Below are 17,644 nucleotides of genomic sequence, written 5' to 3'. Positions count from 1 at the left end.
AAAAGGCTAAGAGATTCATCTATTTTTTACCAGATAGTCAGAACTTATCTGTGGTCAAGATGAAATGAGCTGGGTAAACCCAGCTCATGAATATTATTGTGCGCTCACATTGACAGCAATGGCATTATCGTCACGCTGTTTTTTCTTAGCTAAACGCTTGGTTCTGTCTACGACATCGCCCACTAACTGTCCACATGCAGCGTCAATGTCATCGCCACGAGTACGACGAACGATACAGGTCAGTCCTGCTGCTTGTAACACCTTAGAAAATCTATCGATGCGGCTGTTGCTAGAGCGGCCATATTCATTACCCGGGAACGGGTTAAATGGGATCAGGTTAATTTTTGACGGCGTGCCTTTGAGAACTTGCACCAACTCATGGGCATGATCTGTACTGTCATTAACATCTTGTAGCATCACATACTCAATGGTGACGTCTTTATTTGCTTTAGAACCGTCGATATAGCGACGGCATGCTGCTAGAAACTCTTCAATCGGATACTTTTTGTTGATTGGTACAAGCACATCACGTAGTGGGTTGTTTGGCGCATGTAGCGAAATCGCCAGTGCCACATCAATCTTTTCTTTCAAAATATCAAGCGCAGGTACCACACCCGATGTACTTAGCGTAACGCGGCGCTTGGATAAACCAAATGCCCAATCGTCCATCATCAGTTCCATCGCTGGTACAACGTTATTTAGGTTTAACAGAGGCTCACCCATCCCCATCATAACGATGTTAGTAATTGGGCGTTTAGTGCTATCGCCTTTATGCAGACCAATGTCGGTTGCCACGCGCCAAACCTGGCCAATGATCTCAGACACTTTTAAGTTACGATTAAAGCCCTGCTGCGCCGTTGAGCAGAAAGTACATTCCAAAGCACAACCAACCTGAGAAGATACACACAGTGTTGCTCGGTCTTTTTCTGGGATCCACACAGTTTCAACTTCTTGGCCGCCTTCAAGCAATAGGGCGTACTTAATGGTACCGTCAGAAGCCACCTGCTTTACTGAAATTTCAGGTGCTTTAATCTCACACTCAGCCTGCAACCGCGCACGCAACTTTTTGTTCAAATTGCTCATGTCATCAAAGTTGTCGATACCAAAATGATAAATCCATTTCATCACCTGATCCGCGCGAAACGGCTTTTCGCCATATGATGCAAACAACTCGCGCATCCCCTCGCGATTTAAATCAAGTAAGTTAATTTTTTTCTCAATAGTGGTCATGAACAACCTCGGTTAAAGACGGTAAGAACAGCTAAATTGCCAACAACACATTGTACAAAAAAGCAGCAAACATCACAAATAATGTAACGTGTTTTGTGAAGTAGTGTGATTACTTTACAAAGCACGCTTATCCCGCAACTTAGCTGCGGGACAAAAAAAGGGCTCGAAAGCCCTTCTTTGGCACCAAGTCTCGAATTAACGAGTACGTGGGCAGATTTCTTCTTCAGCGAAGAAGTAAGCGATTTCGCGAGCAGCAGACTCAGGCGCGTCAGAACCGTGTACTGCGTTCTCGTCGATGCTGTCTGCGTAGTCAGCACGTAGTGTACCAGCTAGCGCTTCAGCAGGGTTAGTAGCACCCATGATTTCGCGGTTTTTACGAACTGCGTCTTCACCTTCAAGCACCTGAACCATTACTGGACCAGAAGTCATGAAAGAAACTAGTGCACCAAAGAAAGGACGCTCTTTGTGCTCTGCGTAGAAACCTTCAGCTTTCTCTTGAGAAAGGTGAACCATTTTTGATGCAACGATTTTAAGACCAGCAGACTCAAAACGGTTGTAGATAGCACCGATGTGGTTTTTAGCTACAGCATCAGGCTTGATGATTGAAAAAGTGCGCTCTAAAGCCATCTTTTTTGCTCCAAAATATTATTGTGAATATTAACGGGCGCGAATTATACGTGTTTTGGTAGAAAAAACCTACTATCTCACGCCGCTTTCTTTGCGAAGAAACGAAAGTTTGGTGAATTATTTGTCGATTAAATACGCAGAATTGCCAGCAGAAGCCTTAACAGTAACCCTTCCTTGCACAATGTCAAAAAACCTGATCTACATCAAAATTACTTACTTAGCTTTCTTCTATACTGCGCCGCTTTTTAGAATCAGCACGCGAAATCACTCAACAGCTGACCCGTAATCAGAGGTAAACCATGTTTGTACCAGAACTTCTCTCTCCTGCCGGCAGTTTAAAGAATATGCGTTACGCTTTTGCGTACGGTGCCGACGCTGTTTACGCCGGACAACCAAGATACAGTCTGCGCGTACGTAATAACGAATTTGATCTAAACAACCTCGAAATCGGTATTAACGAAGCCCACCAGCAGAACAAAAAGCTCTATGTCGTATCAAATATTGCGCCACACAACGGCAAAGTGAAAACTTACTTACGTGATATTGAACCCGTTATCGCGATGAAGCCAGACGCGCTTATCATGTCCGATCCCGGGCTAATTATGCTGGTACGCGATAAATGGCCAGACATGCCAATTCACCTATCCGTACAAGCAAATGCTGTTAACTATGCGGCGGTGCAATTTTGGGCCAAACAAGGGGTTGAGCGCGTAATTCTTTCTCGCGAGTTGTCGCTACAAGAAATAGAAGAAATTCGTACATTGTGTCCAGACACTGAGCTTGAAGTATTCGTTCACGGCGCCTTATGTATGGCTTATTCTGGTCGCTGTTTATTGTCGGGTTATATCAACAAGCGCGATCCAAACCAAGGTACTTGTACCAATGCCTGCCGCTGGAGCTACGATGTCAAACCTGGTCAAGAAAACGAAACCGGCGATGTTGTCCATAAGGTCGATCCAAAAGCGATTATTCCAACCTTAGGGGAAGGCCAACCAAGCGACGAAGTGTTTATGCTCGAAGAGCAAGGTCGCCCAGGTGAATACATGCCAGCATTTGAGGATGAGCATGGTACTTACATCATGAATTCCAAAGATTTACGCGCTGTCCAGTATGTTGATCAACTGACTCGTATGGGCGTGCACAGCCTTAAGATCGAAGGCCGTACCAAGTCATTCTATTATGTTGCTCGCACCGCACAAGTCTATCGTAAAGCCATTGATGATGCTGTTGCGGGTAAACCATTTGACCCAAGCTTAATGAAAACCCTAGAAAACCTAGCCCACCGAGGATATACCGAGGGCTTCTTGAAACGTCATGTACATCAAGACTATCAAAATTACGACTACGGTCATTCGGTGTCTGACCAACAGCAGTTTGTTGGTGAAGTGCTAGGTCGCACTAATAATGGTCTCGTTGAAATTGAGGTTAAAAACAAGTTCTGTACTGGTCACAGCTTGGAATTAATGACGCCTAAGGGCAATATTCACTTTAATCTTGAACACATGGAAAATAAAAAAGGCGAAGCGATAGATGACGCCAAGGGCTCGGGTCATATCGTCAAAATTCCATTACCGCAGGACATAGACTTAAGTCACGCCATTTTAATGCGCAATTTAGGCCAAAGTGAGGACACTCGTAATCCTTTTAAAAAGGCATAACGATGGCACTGCTTATTAATGATAAATGTATCAACTGTGATATGTGCGACCCTGAGTGTCCTAATCAAGCCATTTACATGGGCGATAAAATTTATCAAATTGACCCTGACAAATGCACTGAATGCGTCGGCCATTACGACACACCAACCTGTGTAAGTGTCTGCCCCATTGATTGCATTAAACCAGATCCAAACCACAAAGAAAGTCTTGATCAGTTAGCCGAAAAGTACCTTCGACTCACCGAATAACAAGGTGAAGCCACGCGCTTCACCTTGTGAATCTCTCAACTCCCCTCTTCCCTACCTCACGATAAAGATTTCCAAACCAGAGATTAGGATAAGGAATGATCTAACCCTTTGTTTTTAAAATCACATTAAATTATTTTCTTATCTAGCCAGAGAGTTTTGGGGATAACTCCGCTCTCGCGTCCTGCTACCGCCCTGGTACCTACGTCCTGTAGGCAAGGCGAATTTACGCACCAATAGCTGGCTATTGGAAGTGAATTCAACACAGTTAGCGCTAAAACTGGCTGCTAGAAAGGCATTAATTATCCGAAGTTCAGGTTTCTTACACCTCTTGTCGAAATTTCAAATAGATATACTACAGTTAAAGCAGAGCAATAGGACTTTTAAAGCGTATTTTACTATCGTAGCTTGAGTGTGCTTTTAGCGTCTTAACGGCGGATGTTTTTATATGAATTGGCTACACGTTGAGGTAAGGAAATAACATGGATTTGAACTCATTTGAGTCATTTTTTAATAGCGCGTACATGCCACATGGTCATTGCTATTTGTGGCAACCTCACCTGCTATGGACCAATGTTATCTCCGATATCTTGATAGCCGCAGCCTACTTTTCGATTCCCATGGCGATTATGATTTATGCAAAACAGCGCCCTGATGTTGGCAGAAATTGGGTCTTTGTGTTGTTTTGTAGCTTCATCACTTTATGTGGACTCACGCACTTAATTGGCGTTTATACCGTTTGGCATGGCGCTTATGGTATTCATGGCATTTCAAAAGCAGTCACAGCGTTTATCTCAATGGTAACGGCGGTTTATCTTTTTAGACTTATCCCAAGCGCCGTCGCAATCCCAACCCCCAATCAATTCCATGGCGTAACCGCAAGGCTCAAACGTATTACCGATGAAAAGCAGGCGCTTCATTCGCAACTAGACCAACACAGAGTTACCGAGTTTATGCTCGATGCCTTACCCACCAGTACCTTGCTACTTGACCAGCTACTCACCGTGAGTAAGTGCAATCCTTATTTTTATCGCGAGCTTGGGTACGACACGCCAGATGCATTAATTGGGCTGAGATTACACGATATCGTCAGTTTGGATGATCCGTTCGACAGCTTAGAGTCCATTAGCCAATCTCTACTTAACCAAAACGATTACAGTAAAGAAGCACTGTGCCATGTGAAAGACAAATTTGGCAATCAAATCCCGATGGAGATGCGCTTAGTACAAGAGCCCCATGACGGTGCTAATCTCATTTTAGCGGTGTTTAATAACCTTTCGTCACTAAAACGCACAGAGCAAGCACTCGCGGAATCCACCGAGCAAATGAAGCGTGCAATCGGGGCAACCGAAGATGGCATTTGGGAGTGGAACGTTGTCGACAACAGCGTCAGCTATTCATCTCGTTTAAAAACCATGATTGGTAAACGCGACGACGAAAAAATCACCTATGACGACTGGTTTGCACATATCCACCCAGACCATCAGGGCAAAGTGCAAGATGCCATAGACCATCACTTTGCCACTAAAGATCAATATTTTGTCGAGTACTTAGGGCGAGACAACAAAGGAGAATACGCGTGGTTTTCCGCCGTAGGCAACAGCCAATTTGACGACCACGGTAAAGCATTGGTGATGTCTGGAGCACTTAGAAATATCCATCAGAAAAAATCCCTTGAGCTGCAAGTGGCGGAAAAAAACAAAATTCTCAATGCCATCTACGAAGGTGCAAGTCAGGCTATTTGGCTATTAAAGGTAGAAGAAAAGCAAACATTTCGAGTGCTCGAGTACAATAAGTTTGCTTGTCAACGCACTGGCGTCAAACTTGATGAAATATTGGGTAAAACCCTCAGCGAACTCAGAGGGACACTGTTGGAAGCGGAGCTAGTAGATAGAATCGAAAAAAACTACCAACTTTGCGTTGAGGTCGCAAAACCCGTAGATTACACAGAAATGATACCATTCAAAAATAAAGAACATTGGTATCAGACAACTCTTTATCCACTTAAAGACAGTAAAAACCAAGTTGAGCGGATCGTTGGTATCGCCGTCGATATTACGGCGCGAAAATTCGCAGAAAAAGAGCTTGAAGACAACCAACGCTTTTTACAGCGAATGATAGATTCAGCGGTATGTGGCCTTTATCTCTACGACTTAAAACTCCACAAAAACACGCGCATAAACAAGCGTTATACTCAACTCCTTGGTTATACAATTCAAGAGTTAGAAAGTTCAAATTTAGAACTATGTTTTCATGAAAGTGAACGCGCACTCGTTCACGAGCATATTGATGAAGTGAGAGCCAGCCAAGACGGTGAACTTATCCCGATAAAATATCGTTTTAGACACAAAGAAGGGCATTGGGTTTGGTGTTATTCCGTCGATACCGTGATCACTCGAGCTTACAATGGCGAGCCAGAGTTGATGCTGGGTACTTTTGTCGATATGACCGAGCACACTGAATTGCTATTACAGCTGCAAGAATCCAACGCCCACCTTGAGCACTTTGCCTATATTGCTTCTCATGATTTACAAGAGCCTCTCAGAAAGATCACCGCTTTTTCGGACAGTTTGGCGCAAAGAATTACGCCAGAACTCAAAGACTACGACGATGCAAAGTTTGAAATAGAGCGCTTGGTTGATGCCAGTCAACGAATGCGGATCATGATCCAAGACCTACTCAAGTTATCACGCTTGCATTCCCATGAGTTGAAGCTACAAACAACCAATCTAACTTTGTTGTTAGAAGATATTTGTGAAGTGATGAGCTTTAGTATCGAGGAAAGCGGCGCAGAAATTAAACTAGAGAATGGTGATTTACCTATCGAACTTGATCCCTCGCTTTTTCTTCAAGTGCTGCAAAACTTAATCAGTAACAGCATTAAGTTTAAGTCACCAGAGCTTGCGCCCGTGATCCAAATTTACGCCAGCCAAACCGGCCATGAAACGGTGATCCATTACAAAGACAATGGGCTTGGGATCCCAAAATCTCGACGTCAGCAAGTCTTTGAACCGTTCAGGCGTTTTGGCACCACACAAGAGTATGGCAGTGGTATTGGACTAGCGCTGTGCCGACAAATCGTAAAACTGCATGGCGGCACAATAAAATGCCTGCAAAGTGATGATGGCGCTTTGTTTGAAATCATACTGCCAAAAGAAGTTAAGGAGTAATAATGGAACTGTTATTAGTTGAAGATGATCCAGATGATGTCTACTTTTTTAAAAGAGCATACAGCAGTATTGCCAATGCGCCAGAGCTTAAAATTTTTTCTGACGGTCATGAGCTGCTGCATTACCTCGATTCTATCGCAACCTACGACCAAGTCATTTTGCTGGATTTAAACATGCCAAAAATGAGTGGCTTTGAAGTTATGGAAGCTTTAAAAAATGAACAAGTTGCCGATAAATTAATAACGGTATGCTATACCACCTCTACTCACCACAGTGACATTCGTAAAGCATATCAATTGGGTGCTAAGTCATATATTACCAAGCCCGGACGCTTAAGTGATTTAGAGTCGTTGATCAAATTAATCAAGCAGTATTGGTTTGACAATAACTGTGTCGTGCAAGGGTAACTATGAATACATGGCTGATTTATCTTCTTGAAGACAACGATGAAGATGCTTACTTAGTAAAGCGCACACTAGCAAGTACTGATGGTAGACAAAAGTTTAACGTTAAACACTTCAAAAATTTAGAGCAACTTGAAACCGCTTTAAACACAGTCAAGCCAGAAGCCATCCTTATCGATTTAAATATCGATGAGAGCCAAGGCCTTACCACGCTGATTAAAGTAAAACAGTTGCCAATCAGCGCCCCTATAATCGTGCTAACTGGGGTATCTGAAACACTGTTTGGCGAAAAGGCAATTCAACTTGGTGCGCAAGATTATATCCCAAAACACGAAGTGAGCGGCCCACTACTGGCACGTACAATCACCTTCTCAAAAGAACGCTACGAAATGCAGCGAAATCTAGAGAACCTAGTGGTGATGGATAGACTTACTATGCTACATAACCGCGGCGCATTTGATAACGAATTAGAAAGAGCGATTTCTGAGTCAGAGCGGTATGGTCATGGATTTGGTGTGTTGTTTATTGATCTCGACAATTTTAAACCAGTCAATGATCAGCTTGGTCATCAAGCGGGCGATCAATTGCTAAAAATACTGTCGGCAAAACTTAAAATGTATAAACGTGCGTCAGATTTTGTTGCACGCTACGGTGGTGATGAATTCGTGGTTATCGCCCCTCATCTAACCGAAAAAAATCAGTTACGAAAACTTGCTCAGCATAAGTATGACTTGCTCAGTGATAATTACTGTCTCCAAGATGAAAGCGCCAATATTCGCGAAGTAAAACTGGACTTAAGCATTGGCGCAGTGATTTATCCAACTGACGCCACATCAGCAGAAGAGTTAGTTGCTAAAGCAGATAAAGCTATGTATCACGCGAAGACGAATCAATTGCCTTACGCGTTTTACTCGGATGCAGGACTCACAGCAAAATAGTAGGGTGAGGAGTGTACTAATCCATTCTATTTTGAAGGTATTGCTTGTCGGCTTTTCTCCTTACATGGTTGCGCCTTTCGACGAAAGGCAAAACATTACTTCGTTGTTTTCGACGCTCTCCCCCCTGCCTTTCCTCTAGCAACTCTTCTAGTTGAGACAGAGTAATTAGCCTTTTCATAGCAACCTCCACATCACACCACTTTCTTTTTTATAGTCGCTTTTACAAAAAACCCCAATCTAGCAGGCAAAAATCTAAGTCCATCACTCAAAAAAATCACATTTTAAACTTTTATTTTACAAAATACTCACATTTAGGTATAACTTAATTGAACAAAAAACAAACAGAAAGGATACAACATGAAACGCCACTATCTATCAGCGTGTTTAGTCGCGCTCCTCTCACATCAGGCAACAGCTGCAGGCCAGCATGACTCTGTAGCTATGCCTGAATTTACTGCAGAACACATCAGTGCCTTACCTATTTCTAGTGTAATAGCAGTAAACCCTGAACTGTTTCTTTTCAGCAATGCTTTACAGCAAGTAGATTGGCAGCAGGTGCTTGACAGCACGGCACCGCATTTAAGCGACAAGCTCGAAGTGATCTTGCACTATGCAGGATATGCCAGTATTAACCCTAAATTGTTGCTGGCACTAATGGAACTTGAGTCAGGTGTGATAAGTAATCCAGATAAACAATCCCTCTTTGCACCGTTTGGTACACTCTCTCATGAACAGGGATTTGATGCGCAAGTAAAAGATGTAGCGCTTAATCTAAGTGCAAGATACTACGCATTCCAAAAACTTCGTGATGAAGGCAAAGCTAAAAAATTACCAGCAGTCAACGAAGCAACTGTTGCACTTGCAGATCTGACACACACATCGGCAGATGCCCTATTCAATACTTACCAAACGTTATTTAACGGTGAGTCATTAGCATTAAAAGCGGACAACAGCATTGCTTTTAATGAACAAGCTTCAACACAAGCGGTATCAGCTGCTAGCTTTAGCATGAGCTTCCCGTGGCCATCCGGTTACGCTTGGTATAGCGGTGGTGCACACTCAAATACAGGCTCTGGTTACCCTTACTCGTCGCTTGATTTTAATAACGGCTCAGGTGGCTGGGGAAGTAATACACCTTGGGTTCAAGCAGCGCATGGCGGCACAGTGACTCGTTACTCAGCTTGTAATATTCGCGTGACTCACTCAAGCGGTTATTCAACTCAGTATTACCATATGGAAAGTTTGCAATATAACACTGGTGATGTCATTTCTGCAGGCGCTTGGCTTGGCCGTTATGCGGACGATAAAGCAACGGCATTGTGCCAAGGTGGCCAATCAACCGGCCCTCACGTTCACTTTTCGCTACTGTACAACGGTGGGCATATTTCGCTGCATAACTGGTACATCAGTGGCTATCGTATAGATGTGGGTAACTCCAACTATGACGATAACTGTAATCGCTTCTTCTTTGAGAAGAACGGCTATCGTACTTGTGCATGGCGTGCATTGTACAAATAAACAGCCTTAGCTTACACAAGCATGGTATTAGGCTCAGCTTTTTAGTTTGAGCCTAATAAATAACTTAAATTTTTTGTAAAACAAATGTATATTAATTTTAATCTGGAATAAAAAAGGATTTAATACTTCTATGTTTGCAAAGGAATATTCCAACAACTCGCTAGCATGGCAAGATCGAGCATTTTTTATTCTGACTCATGCTCGAGCCAATACCAGTTCCACCAATTATACTGTGCTAATCAAAGTGCTGGAGACGCTAGGACATACAGTCAAAGTTGATACTCGACTACCAGAGCCAGCGCTACGTGAACAAATCGCATTATTTTTGGTGGATACAGAACACCGAGATTGCAATGAACTTATCAGTGCTGAAGTAAAGCTATTGGCGGCTAAACACAAGGTACTGCTCTTTAATGCAAATGAAGACAGCGTGAATGAAAAAACGGCGCTACTTGGCAATGTGAAAGGTATACTCTATCACAATGCTCCGCCAGAGACGTTATTTCAAGGATTAAGCAGTGTGCTCAAAGGCGAGCTTTGGTTTTGTCGCAGCGCTATCTCAGAGGCATTTAGCGAACTGATCGCCGCGATGCCACAAGCATTGCCTAACAGCGACATTATCTTAAGTAATGAAGAGTTAAATATGCTTACTGGCAGAGAAAAGTCTGTGATCAAGCTTATTGCTGCTGGTGCTAAAAACGAAGATATCGCTGATAGACTAAACATAAGTAGTCACACAGTAAAAACGCATATCTACAGCGCATTTAAAAAAACCAATTCGCGCAACCGAGTTGAACTTGCTAATTGGGCGCTACGCCATATACCAATAGTGAGTTTGAATTAAGAGCTGTGTAAAAACACACAATAAAACTGAGATAAAAGAGAAGTAAATTGATGGCTAGCATGGTACTAGCCATCTGCAGAAAATCGTAGGGCTTACGCTACACCGTAGCTATCACGGTATGCTTTAACTGCATCCAAGTGTGCATCCATACCACCTTGTTGCTCAAGGTAAGTGATCAGATCAGCCAATTTCACGATAGACACTACTTGAGTATTAAAGTCGCGCTCAACTTCCTGAATAGCAGAAAGCTCAGCTTTGCCTTTTTCTTGGCGATCTAATGCGATTAATACGCCAGCAAGATCGGCACCATTAGCAGCAATAATTTCCATCGACTCACGAATAGCAGTACCCGCGGTGATCACATCATCAACAAGCATAATACGACCTTCAAGCGCCGAACCTACTAAGTTACCGCCTTCACCGTGCTCTTTCTTTTCTTTACGATTAAAGCAGTAAGGCACATCTTTATTATGATGATCGGCAAGTGCAACGGCCGTCGTTGTCGCAATAGGAATACCTTTGTACGCTGGGCCAAACAATACATCAAACTCAATGCCAGCATCTTCCAATGCCGAAGCATAGAAACGACCTAAACGCGCCAGATCACGACCCGTGTTAAACAAGCCTGCATTGAAAAAATAAGGGCTAGTACGGCCAGACTTTAACGTAAACTCGCCAAACTTAAGCACCTGCTTTTCTAAGGCAAATTCAATAAACTCTTTTTGATACGGTTTCATGTCTTTCCTACTGAATGTTGATTACGCTAACGCTTGCTTTTGTAGATCAATGATTTCACGAATTGAGTGTTTCGCAAGACCAAGTAACTCATCTAGCTCGTCGAACGAGAACGGTTCGCCTTCAGCTGTCCCTTGTACTTCAATCAGTTTGCCAGTTTCAGTCATGATCACGTTCATATCTGTCTCAGCCTCTGAATCCTCAAGATACTCAAGATCGGTAATTGGCTGACCTTTATAAACCCCAACCGAGATTGCCGCTATCATAAATTTTAACGGGTTTACATTGATCATGCCTTTGGCACGCATGTGCGTTAGTGCATCTACCAATGCCACACAAGCACCACTAATTGACGCCGTGCGTGTACCACCGTCCGCTTGAATAACATCACAGTCGATAGTAATGGTGTTCTCACCTAACGCTTTTAAATCAACTGCGGCACGGAGCGCGCGTGCGATTAAGCGTTGAATTTCCATGGTACGGCCGCCTTGTTTACCACGCGCCGCTTCACGGTTGTTACGCGTATGTGTAGAGCGCGGAAGCATACCGTATTCTGCGGTGATCCAGCCCTTGCCTTGACCTTTCATAAAGCGTGGCACACCCGCTTCTACAGAAGCCGTACATAACACTTTGGTGTTACCAAACTCTACCATTACTGAGCCTTCAGCGTGCATTGTATAGTTACGAGTAAATGTAACCGGCCTGATCTGATTTGCAGTTCTTTCGCTTGGACGCATCCACGTTCCCCCATCATCAAAATTTGCCGTACATTATAAAGGGATCATAGAGACTATGCCACGCGATCCGACTAAAAATAAAATTCACTTTAGGGCTGTGTGGAAATTCGGCTATAATGCTCCGGTTAAACCAAGCTAATTTAGGGACTTTATATGATCCATAGTATGACCGCCTACGCCCGCAAAGAAGTGAAAGGTGACTGGGGCACTGGGGTTTGGGAAATTCGTTCAGTTAATCAACGCTACCTCGAAACCTTTATCCGCGCACCAGAACAATTTAGAGGCTTAGAGCCAGTAATACGTGAACGCCTGCGTAAACACCTACAACGCGGCAAAGTTGAAGTATTCCTAAAGTTCACCGCAAATCCTGCGCACGTTGGCCAACTAACCGTCAACGAATCGCTTGCAAAGCAACTTGTTGAAAGCGCAAAGTGGCTACAATCACAAAGCGGCGGTGATATCAATCCAGTAGACATTCTGCGCTGGCCAGGTGTAATGGAAGCCGAAGAAGTCGACTTAGACACCGTAAACAGCGAGCTGTTAGGTGGCTTTGATGAGCTAGTAGAAGACTTTAAAGCTGCACGAGCAAGTGAAGGCGAAAACCTAGAAACCATGCTCACCACTCGTCTTGACGGTATTCTAGAGCAAGTTGCCATCGTTGAAGGCTACATGCCTGAAGTCACTAAGTGGCAACGTGAAAAACTTTCACAAAAATTAGAAGAACTAAAAACCGACATCGACGAAGGCCGCCTAGAGCAAGAGCTGATTTACCTTGCGCAAAAGCAAGATGTTGCAGAAGAACTCGACCGCCTCAAGTCACACGTCAAAGAAACCCACAAAATCCTCAAAAAAGGAGGCGCTTGTGGCCGTCGTTTAGACTTTATGATGCAAGAATTCAACCGCGAATCTAACACCCTAGCCTCAAAGTCAATCAACAGCGACATCACCAACGCCGCCGTTGAACTTAAAGTTCTAATTGAGCAAATGCGCGAGCAGATCCAAAACATCGAGTAATGTTTCAGACTGTTTCTGAGTGTTAAAATGGCCTTTAAAATCTTAGAGTTATAAGTTTTACGTGTTTCAACCTGTTGCCCCGAATTGCTCTTTGTAATGAAAAAATGATGGCAGAAATGGTGGCAGATTTTGAAAAAATTCAAAATTTGCCCCAAACTTTAAAAATCTGCCACCACTTTTATTGTAAAGGTATGATATGGCAAACAAAATCAACGCTCAGCAAATTAAGTCTTTAATCAAAACGGGTAAAGTAGGCTATCACTCAATTGGGAATGGCCTCTATATTCGAATCAGTAAAGAGCGAAGCGCTTTTTGGGTGGTTAGATATACAATTCATAAAAAGCGCAGAGAAATCACCTTCGGCAAATACCCCGATGTTTCATTAGCTGAGGCACGATTAAAGTCAGCGCAAATTGTGCTTGATGTGAAAAATGAAAACATCGACCCTCAAGCCGAGAAAATGCGCCTCGATAACGAAACCTTAAAAACCGTCAATGATCTTGCCGAAGACTGGCTGCAAGAATGCGAAAAACGCTTAAAGCACCCAAATATCCCTAGACGTATTTATACCAAAGATCTCGCCCCTTATTTTGGTGGGTTAGCAATCGAAAAAGTAAACCCTAGAGATATTCGCGGCGCGATACAACGCATTGCGCAAAGTGACCGCCCGAGCATTGCAAATGATGCGCTTATGTACTGCAAGCAGCTATTCAGACATGCAATTAAGCTGGATTTACGCACCTCAAACCCAGCTGAAGCATTTAACGTGTCGGATGCGGGCGGTGTAGAGCAAAGCCGTAGCCGCGCCCTATCACTTGAAGAACTAGAGAAAGTGTATCAATGCCTACGGGAAAATTCTGACCAATTTACCCGCGACAACTATTTAGCCTTTTCGCTGCTACTTTGTTTAGGTGTGAGAAAGGGTGAGCTAATCGCTGCAAAATGGGCTGAATTTGATCTTAAAGAAGCGCTTTGGCATATACCACAGGAGCGCAGCAAAACTGGCCGAGGCATAACCGTGCCATTAAGCCCCATCGTCATTGAATGGCTCAAAGAGTTGCAAATACGTGCCTTTGGCTCTGACTATGTCTTTCCGAACCGCAGAGCCAGCAAGCGCTTTGGGCATATCAGCCCCGACACACTCAACGCCGCCATTCAAAAGCTATTTCGTGAAGACAAAATGCCCGTGCCCCACTTTACCGTTCACGACCTACGCCGCACCTGTCGAAGCCTACTTGCAAGCAATGGTGTAGCTGGTCATATAGCCGAGCGATGCTTAAATCATAAGCTAAAAGGCGTTGAGGGAATCTATGACAGGTATGATTATTTGGATGAGCGAAGAGAAGCATTAGGGATGGTAGCAGAGCAATTGCAATCAATTATCGCTGTTGTAAACCATTCCGACTAAAATAAACAATACTTTATTAGTGACAATATGTTATCAATCAAACATAAAGCATGGCGAGCAAAATAGCCATGCTTTATAAGTTTTCAGCCTACGATTAAGGGATCTGAATACCTAGTTTATCTTCTAAATGACTATAGAAATCTTCTCGTTTACGAGGGTTATTGAGAGACGAACAAGCCGAATCAAGTGCCTCTATCGCATCCTTTTCTGTAATATTACCGCTTGTCACTTCAGGCTTTAAATACGTATTGTAGATATACTGTAATTCATTGTAGCTGCCATCTTGCCCACAAGCGACGTTATCAGAATCACCTTCTCCTTGTGGGTACTCATCCTTATAATCATACTTATTGTTGATGTCTTTGATTGTTTTCGGTTTAAGTGCGGCAGTGACTAACTCTGAAAGTTTCATTCTATTGTCCTTAAATTTTAAAATCTGCAAATTTGCAGGAGTTATCTATATTCATGTTAAAAAATATTAATCACAAAATGCGAACTTGATAATTTCTTTCAAAGTCGCTTTACTCTGATCAGTCAACTCTTGTGTGTCATCGATGTAATCTTTAATACGCACCCACGAACTAAAAGGCTTATCACTGGATTTAGCAGTTTCATTTTCAGCCTGATCCCATAGTACGTGTTCAAACGTATCTTCAACTAAGAAAATTCTATCATCCCCAGCTACAGCACTAATTTTCTCGTTTGCCCTAAATGGATGAATCGGAGCTACCTGCGCTAACTCCTCGTCCGAAAGCTGTTTTCTATCCATATCGTGAATGATTCTGTAATCAATATCCATAGCATTGAGCACTTTTGCAATTGCAGGAATCGTCCATTTACCACCAGCTGAAACAACTGTTGTGTCTTTGTGTTTACTTCCAGCAATGCCTAGTTTATTTACTAACTCAGATATCATACTAAATACAGCAACTTCAGTATCACCTTCCACGAGCACTACACGCTTCGCAAACAAGCTTTCGCAAACTGTTGGATGAAAATCCAAAGTGGCTCTTAACAATGTGCGCTCATTGTACTCACCATTTTGCTCAAAAATATCACTTGAAATTTGATGCACCCGCCTTTCATTATCTGTATTTCTTTTTAGTAGTTTTAATGATTTAGGATTATCTGCGAGATTGATCAAAAATGGAGAGTGAGTTGAGCAAATAACCTGCCATTTAGGCGATTCAGAGCGTGTTTGAAGAGTATTTTTAAGGCGTTTCATTAAATGGGGATGTATGTATAACTCAGGCTCTTCATAGAGTACAATTACACTTCTTTGTTCACCAGTTACTTCAGACTCAACCGAAGCATTACTTTCTAGCATTGCAAAAGCGAGCGCTCTTTGTACACCGCTTCCTTGATACTGTAAGCTCGTTTCGATTTCTTCATCAACTAGAAAAGTAGCTGCCTTCATAAATAATGGTTCAACATCTATATCGCCAACCGCTAAACGAACCTTAGAGTCGAAGTCTAATATTTGATTCAACGTACTCGATACTTGCTCTAATGCATCCCCTAGACCATCTATTTCCGCGCCATCTTCAGCTTGCCCTTTAAGCTTTTTCTGAAGCGAGTCGGCTTTCACTATGTAATCTTTGTAGGTTTCATCATCTTTTACTTTGGGAAAAAGCTTGTTTGTGAATAAAAATGAAAACGGACTGTTATTTGAGGCTTTCAGCTCATCTTCTATTTTAAAACTGGCTGGCACATACATTACATGCGGGACTGCTTGTTGCAACGAGTTTGCAAACTTCTTCACATGCCAATCTTCAGACTGAACAACACACTCGGGATGATTGACGAGAGTGTGCTGTTCGATCTCTTCTAAGCGCTCTTTATACGCTGCTGCACTTGTAATACCAAGCTCATCAAAAATTGCCTTGGCATCAGGGATTTTCTTAGCATTTGAATAATTTTCGCCAGAAAATGGAAACTTGTTTTCTGTGTTATAAACCGAATATTCATAGCTATAATCTGTTTGTTCAGCATTCCAATCAGCAACAACTCTCACCTTTAACGAATCATTGTATAAAAGCTTAGAAATAGCTGGTTTTCTTTTTTCCCAGTCTTCAAGCGAGCCAAATTCACATATAATTTCCATTGTCTCATCTGAAGGCTTTTGAGCAGGCCAATCCTCTAACTTTGGCTTTTTATTATCTAATACAAGATGAATAGCATTTAAGATTGTTGATTTGCCAATATTATTAGGCCCAACCAAAGTTGTGAAACCTTCAATATCAATTTCTGCAAACCCAATACCTCTAAAGTTACGTATGGTTAACTTCTCTAATTTCACGTTTCTCTCCTTGGCTGAGCGTGAAGGTTATTAAAGATACAACTTCAGTATAAAAATCCATCATGCGTGAGTTGTAAAATTCTGTCAATGATGAATTTATATAATAATTTCAATATCATACAAACAAAAGCGCGAAAGATATTCACTTGCATTTCTGTACCTTTGAGTAAAATAACTACAACCAATACTTTTTAACTTACCGCTATGTGACCAAAACCTAGAAGTGTGCAGTTTTGACAAGAAAGCATCGCGATTCAGCTTGAGCTTTTCCAGTCAACCAAGAGACTCAACCTTTCTGAAACTTACGAAGCTATTCCAAAAGATGTGTCGCCGAATGATCCGCTGATCACATGGATCAATGACGGTGTGGCCGAATCTGTAGAAAGACCATTTACGATTGACGGCAAAGGATTTATTGCTGAGATCTCACCCGCTAATTTTAAGAACAAGAAAAGTAAAAAATTTCAAAGCCATTTCCCGCATTTAAGAGAAGCACGTATTGAATATGCGATTATTTCAATGGCTTCAAAACAAGCGATGCAAATTCAATCTGACGGCGAAAATAATAAAGTGTTTTATCTCAAGACAACCTACTATCAAATTCAAAAAGAGATAATCAACGCCATCAATAAAGTCGAAAATAAAACACTGAAGCCGAACGATTGCCCTTACAACACTTCAAGCATTCGTGAAGCATTAGAGATACTAAAACGTACTGATATCGCCGTGCGTAATGAAAACGGCGAAAGCTTGTATATTTTTAACCGTATCAAAGACATTTACATGGAGGATAAAAAAGTCGTCATAGAGCTTTGAA

General features: G+C 42.5%; 16 protein-coding genes. 10 read left to right on the top strand and 6 right to left on the bottom strand.

From position 1 onward, the window contains the following. Nucleotides 1–93: 93 nt before the first annotated feature. Both GSF04_RS08245 and ndk read right to left on the bottom strand, forming a co-directional pair. Complete coding sequence (locus tag GSF04_RS08245) at nucleotides 94–1,230, bottom strand: bifunctional tRNA (adenosine(37)-C2)-methyltransferase TrmG/ribosomal RNA large subunit methyltransferase RlmN (protein ID WP_039494386.1); 1,137 nt, start codon at nucleotides 1,228–1,230, stop codon at nucleotides 94–96. A gap of 195 nt (nucleotides 1,231–1,425) precedes the next feature. Beyond that, nucleotides 1,426–1,857 (bottom strand): nucleoside-diphosphate kinase, encoded by a 432-nt coding sequence (gene ndk / locus GSF04_RS08240; protein ID WP_010377338.1) that lies wholly within the window; start codon nucleotides 1,855–1,857, stop codon nucleotides 1,426–1,428. Between the two features lie 299 nt (nucleotides 1,858–2,156). Between ndk and yegQ the strand changes: the two genes are divergently transcribed. The 7 genes from yegQ (at nucleotide 2,157) to GSF04_RS08205 (ending at nucleotide 10,634) form a co-directional block, all read left to right on the top strand. Further along, on the top strand, nucleotides 2,157–3,515 hold the full coding sequence (gene yegQ, locus GSF04_RS08235; RefSeq protein ID WP_211859256.1) for a tRNA 5-hydroxyuridine modification protein YegQ: 1,359 nt from the start codon (nucleotides 2,157–2,159) through the stop codon (nucleotides 3,513–3,515). 2 nt (nucleotides 3,516–3,517) lie between these two features. Next, nucleotides 3,518–3,763 (top strand): YfhL family 4Fe-4S dicluster ferredoxin, encoded by a 246-nt coding sequence (locus tag GSF04_RS08230; protein WP_010377334.1) that lies wholly within the window; start codon nucleotides 3,518–3,520, stop codon nucleotides 3,761–3,763. Nucleotides 3,764–4,242: 479 nt separating this feature from the next. Continuing rightward, nucleotides 4,243–6,930 carry a PAS domain-containing sensor histidine kinase gene (locus tag GSF04_RS08225; protein WP_211859255.1) on the top strand — a complete coding sequence of 896 codons (2,688 nt, stop codon included), beginning with the start codon at nucleotides 4,243–4,245 and terminating at the stop codon, nucleotides 6,928–6,930. A 2-nt stretch (nucleotides 6,931–6,932) separates the two neighbouring features. Next, nucleotides 6,933–7,337, top strand: a complete 405-nt coding sequence (locus GSF04_RS08220; RefSeq protein ID WP_010377331.1) for a response regulator — start codon at nucleotides 6,933–6,935, stop codon at nucleotides 7,335–7,337. Between the two features lie 2 nt (nucleotides 7,338–7,339). Next, nucleotides 7,340–8,272, top strand: coding sequence for a GGDEF domain-containing response regulator (locus GSF04_RS08215; RefSeq protein WP_211859254.1), 933 nt, complete (start codon nucleotides 7,340–7,342; stop codon nucleotides 8,270–8,272). 357 nt (nucleotides 8,273–8,629) lie between these two features. Further along, nucleotides 8,630–9,790, top strand: a complete 1,161-nt coding sequence (locus GSF04_RS08210; RefSeq protein WP_211859253.1) for a M23 family metallopeptidase — start codon at nucleotides 8,630–8,632, stop codon at nucleotides 9,788–9,790. A gap of 130 nt (nucleotides 9,791–9,920) precedes the next feature. Further along, the gene (locus tag GSF04_RS08205) at nucleotides 9,921–10,634 is read left to right on the top strand and encodes a response regulator transcription factor (RefSeq protein ID WP_045962055.1); all 714 of its coding nucleotides are present in this window, start codon (nucleotides 9,921–9,923) and stop codon (nucleotides 10,632–10,634) included. 92 nt (nucleotides 10,635–10,726) lie between these two features. Here GSF04_RS08205 and pyrE read toward each other — a convergent pair whose 3' ends face one another. Both pyrE and rph read right to left on the bottom strand, forming a co-directional pair. After that, nucleotides 10,727–11,371, bottom strand: coding sequence for an orotate phosphoribosyltransferase (pyrE, locus tag GSF04_RS08200; protein WP_017217061.1), 645 nt, complete (start codon nucleotides 11,369–11,371; stop codon nucleotides 10,727–10,729). 21 nt (nucleotides 11,372–11,392) lie between these two features. Next, complete coding sequence (gene rph / locus GSF04_RS08195; RefSeq protein WP_010377321.1) at nucleotides 11,393–12,106, bottom strand: ribonuclease PH; 714 nt, start codon at nucleotides 12,104–12,106, stop codon at nucleotides 11,393–11,395. Between the two features lie 153 nt (nucleotides 12,107–12,259). On the opposite strand from rph, the gene GSF04_RS08190 reads away from it, so the two are divergent. Both GSF04_RS08190 and GSF04_RS08185 read left to right on the top strand, forming a co-directional pair. Continuing rightward, a complete protein-coding gene (locus GSF04_RS08190) occupies nucleotides 12,260–13,120 on the top strand; it encodes a YicC/YloC family endoribonuclease (RefSeq protein WP_045990262.1) in 861 nt (286 codons plus the stop codon). Nucleotides 13,121–13,316: 196 nt separating this feature from the next. Beyond that, entirely contained in the window at nucleotides 13,317–14,528 is a 1,212-nt protein-coding gene (locus tag GSF04_RS08185; RefSeq protein WP_211859252.1) for a site-specific integrase, read from the top strand. Nucleotides 14,529–14,622: 94 nt separating this feature from the next. On the opposite strand, the gene GSF04_RS08180 is transcribed toward GSF04_RS08185, so the two are convergent. Then, nucleotides 14,623–14,940, bottom strand: a complete 318-nt coding sequence (locus GSF04_RS08180; RefSeq protein WP_211859251.1) for a hypothetical protein — start codon at nucleotides 14,938–14,940, stop codon at nucleotides 14,623–14,625. A gap of 66 nt (nucleotides 14,941–15,006) precedes the next feature. After that, on the bottom strand, nucleotides 15,007–16,827 hold the full coding sequence (locus GSF04_RS08175; protein ID WP_211859250.1) for an AAA family ATPase: 1,821 nt from the start codon (nucleotides 16,825–16,827) through the stop codon (nucleotides 15,007–15,009). A 324-nt stretch (nucleotides 16,828–17,151) separates the two neighbouring features. Between GSF04_RS08175 and GSF04_RS08170 the strand changes: the two genes are divergently transcribed. Beyond that, nucleotides 17,152–17,643 (top strand): hypothetical protein, encoded by a 492-nt coding sequence (locus GSF04_RS08170; protein WP_211859249.1) that lies wholly within the window; start codon nucleotides 17,152–17,154, stop codon nucleotides 17,641–17,643. Nucleotide 17,644: the final 1 nt, after the last annotated feature.

It is taken from the genome of Pseudoalteromonas sp. A22 (assembly GCF_018141345.1).
Classification (GTDB): Bacteria; Pseudomonadota; Gammaproteobacteria; order Enterobacterales; family Alteromonadaceae; genus Pseudoalteromonas; species Pseudoalteromonas maricaloris.
The sequence above is the reverse complement of the archived record's forward strand: the minus strand, read 5'-3'. Positions and strand labels throughout refer to the sequence as shown.

Excerpts from the sequence above, each read along its gene's own strand:
- GSF04_RS08245 (WP_039494386.1), bottom strand. The coding sequence starts at position 1,230 with ATGACCACTATTGAGAAAAAAATTAACTTACTTGATTTAAATCGCGAG.
- ndk (WP_010377338.1), bottom strand. The coding sequence starts at position 1,857 with ATGGCTTTAGAGCGCACTTTTTCAATCATCAAGCCTGATGCTGTAGCT.
- yegQ (WP_211859256.1), top strand. The coding sequence starts at position 2,157 with ATGTTTGTACCAGAACTTCTCTCTCCTGCCGGCAGTTTAAAGAATATG.
- GSF04_RS08230 (WP_010377334.1), top strand. The coding sequence starts at position 3,518 with ATGGCACTGCTTATTAATGATAAATGTATCAACTGTGATATGTGCGAC.
- GSF04_RS08225 (WP_211859255.1), top strand. The coding sequence starts at position 4,243 with ATGGATTTGAACTCATTTGAGTCATTTTTTAATAGCGCGTACATGCCA.
- GSF04_RS08220 (WP_010377331.1), top strand. The coding sequence starts at position 6,933 with ATGGAACTGTTATTAGTTGAAGATGATCCAGATGATGTCTACTTTTTT.
- GSF04_RS08215 (WP_211859254.1), top strand. The coding sequence starts at position 7,340 with ATGAATACATGGCTGATTTATCTTCTTGAAGACAACGATGAAGATGCT.
- GSF04_RS08210 (WP_211859253.1), top strand. The coding sequence starts at position 8,630 with ATGAAACGCCACTATCTATCAGCGTGTTTAGTCGCGCTCCTCTCACAT.
- GSF04_RS08205 (WP_045962055.1), top strand. The coding sequence starts at position 9,921 with ATGTTTGCAAAGGAATATTCCAACAACTCGCTAGCATGGCAAGATCGA.
- pyrE (WP_017217061.1), bottom strand. The coding sequence starts at position 11,371 with ATGAAACCGTATCAAAAAGAGTTTATTGAATTTGCCTTAGAAAAGCAG.
- rph (WP_010377321.1), bottom strand. The coding sequence starts at position 12,106 with ATGCGTCCAAGCGAAAGAACTGCAAATCAGATCAGGCCGGTTACATTT.
- GSF04_RS08190 (WP_045990262.1), top strand. The coding sequence starts at position 12,260 with ATGATCCATAGTATGACCGCCTACGCCCGCAAAGAAGTGAAAGGTGAC.
- GSF04_RS08185 (WP_211859252.1), top strand. The coding sequence starts at position 13,317 with ATGGCAAACAAAATCAACGCTCAGCAAATTAAGTCTTTAATCAAAACG.
- GSF04_RS08180 (WP_211859251.1), bottom strand. The coding sequence starts at position 14,940 with ATGAAACTTTCAGAGTTAGTCACTGCCGCACTTAAACCGAAAACAATC.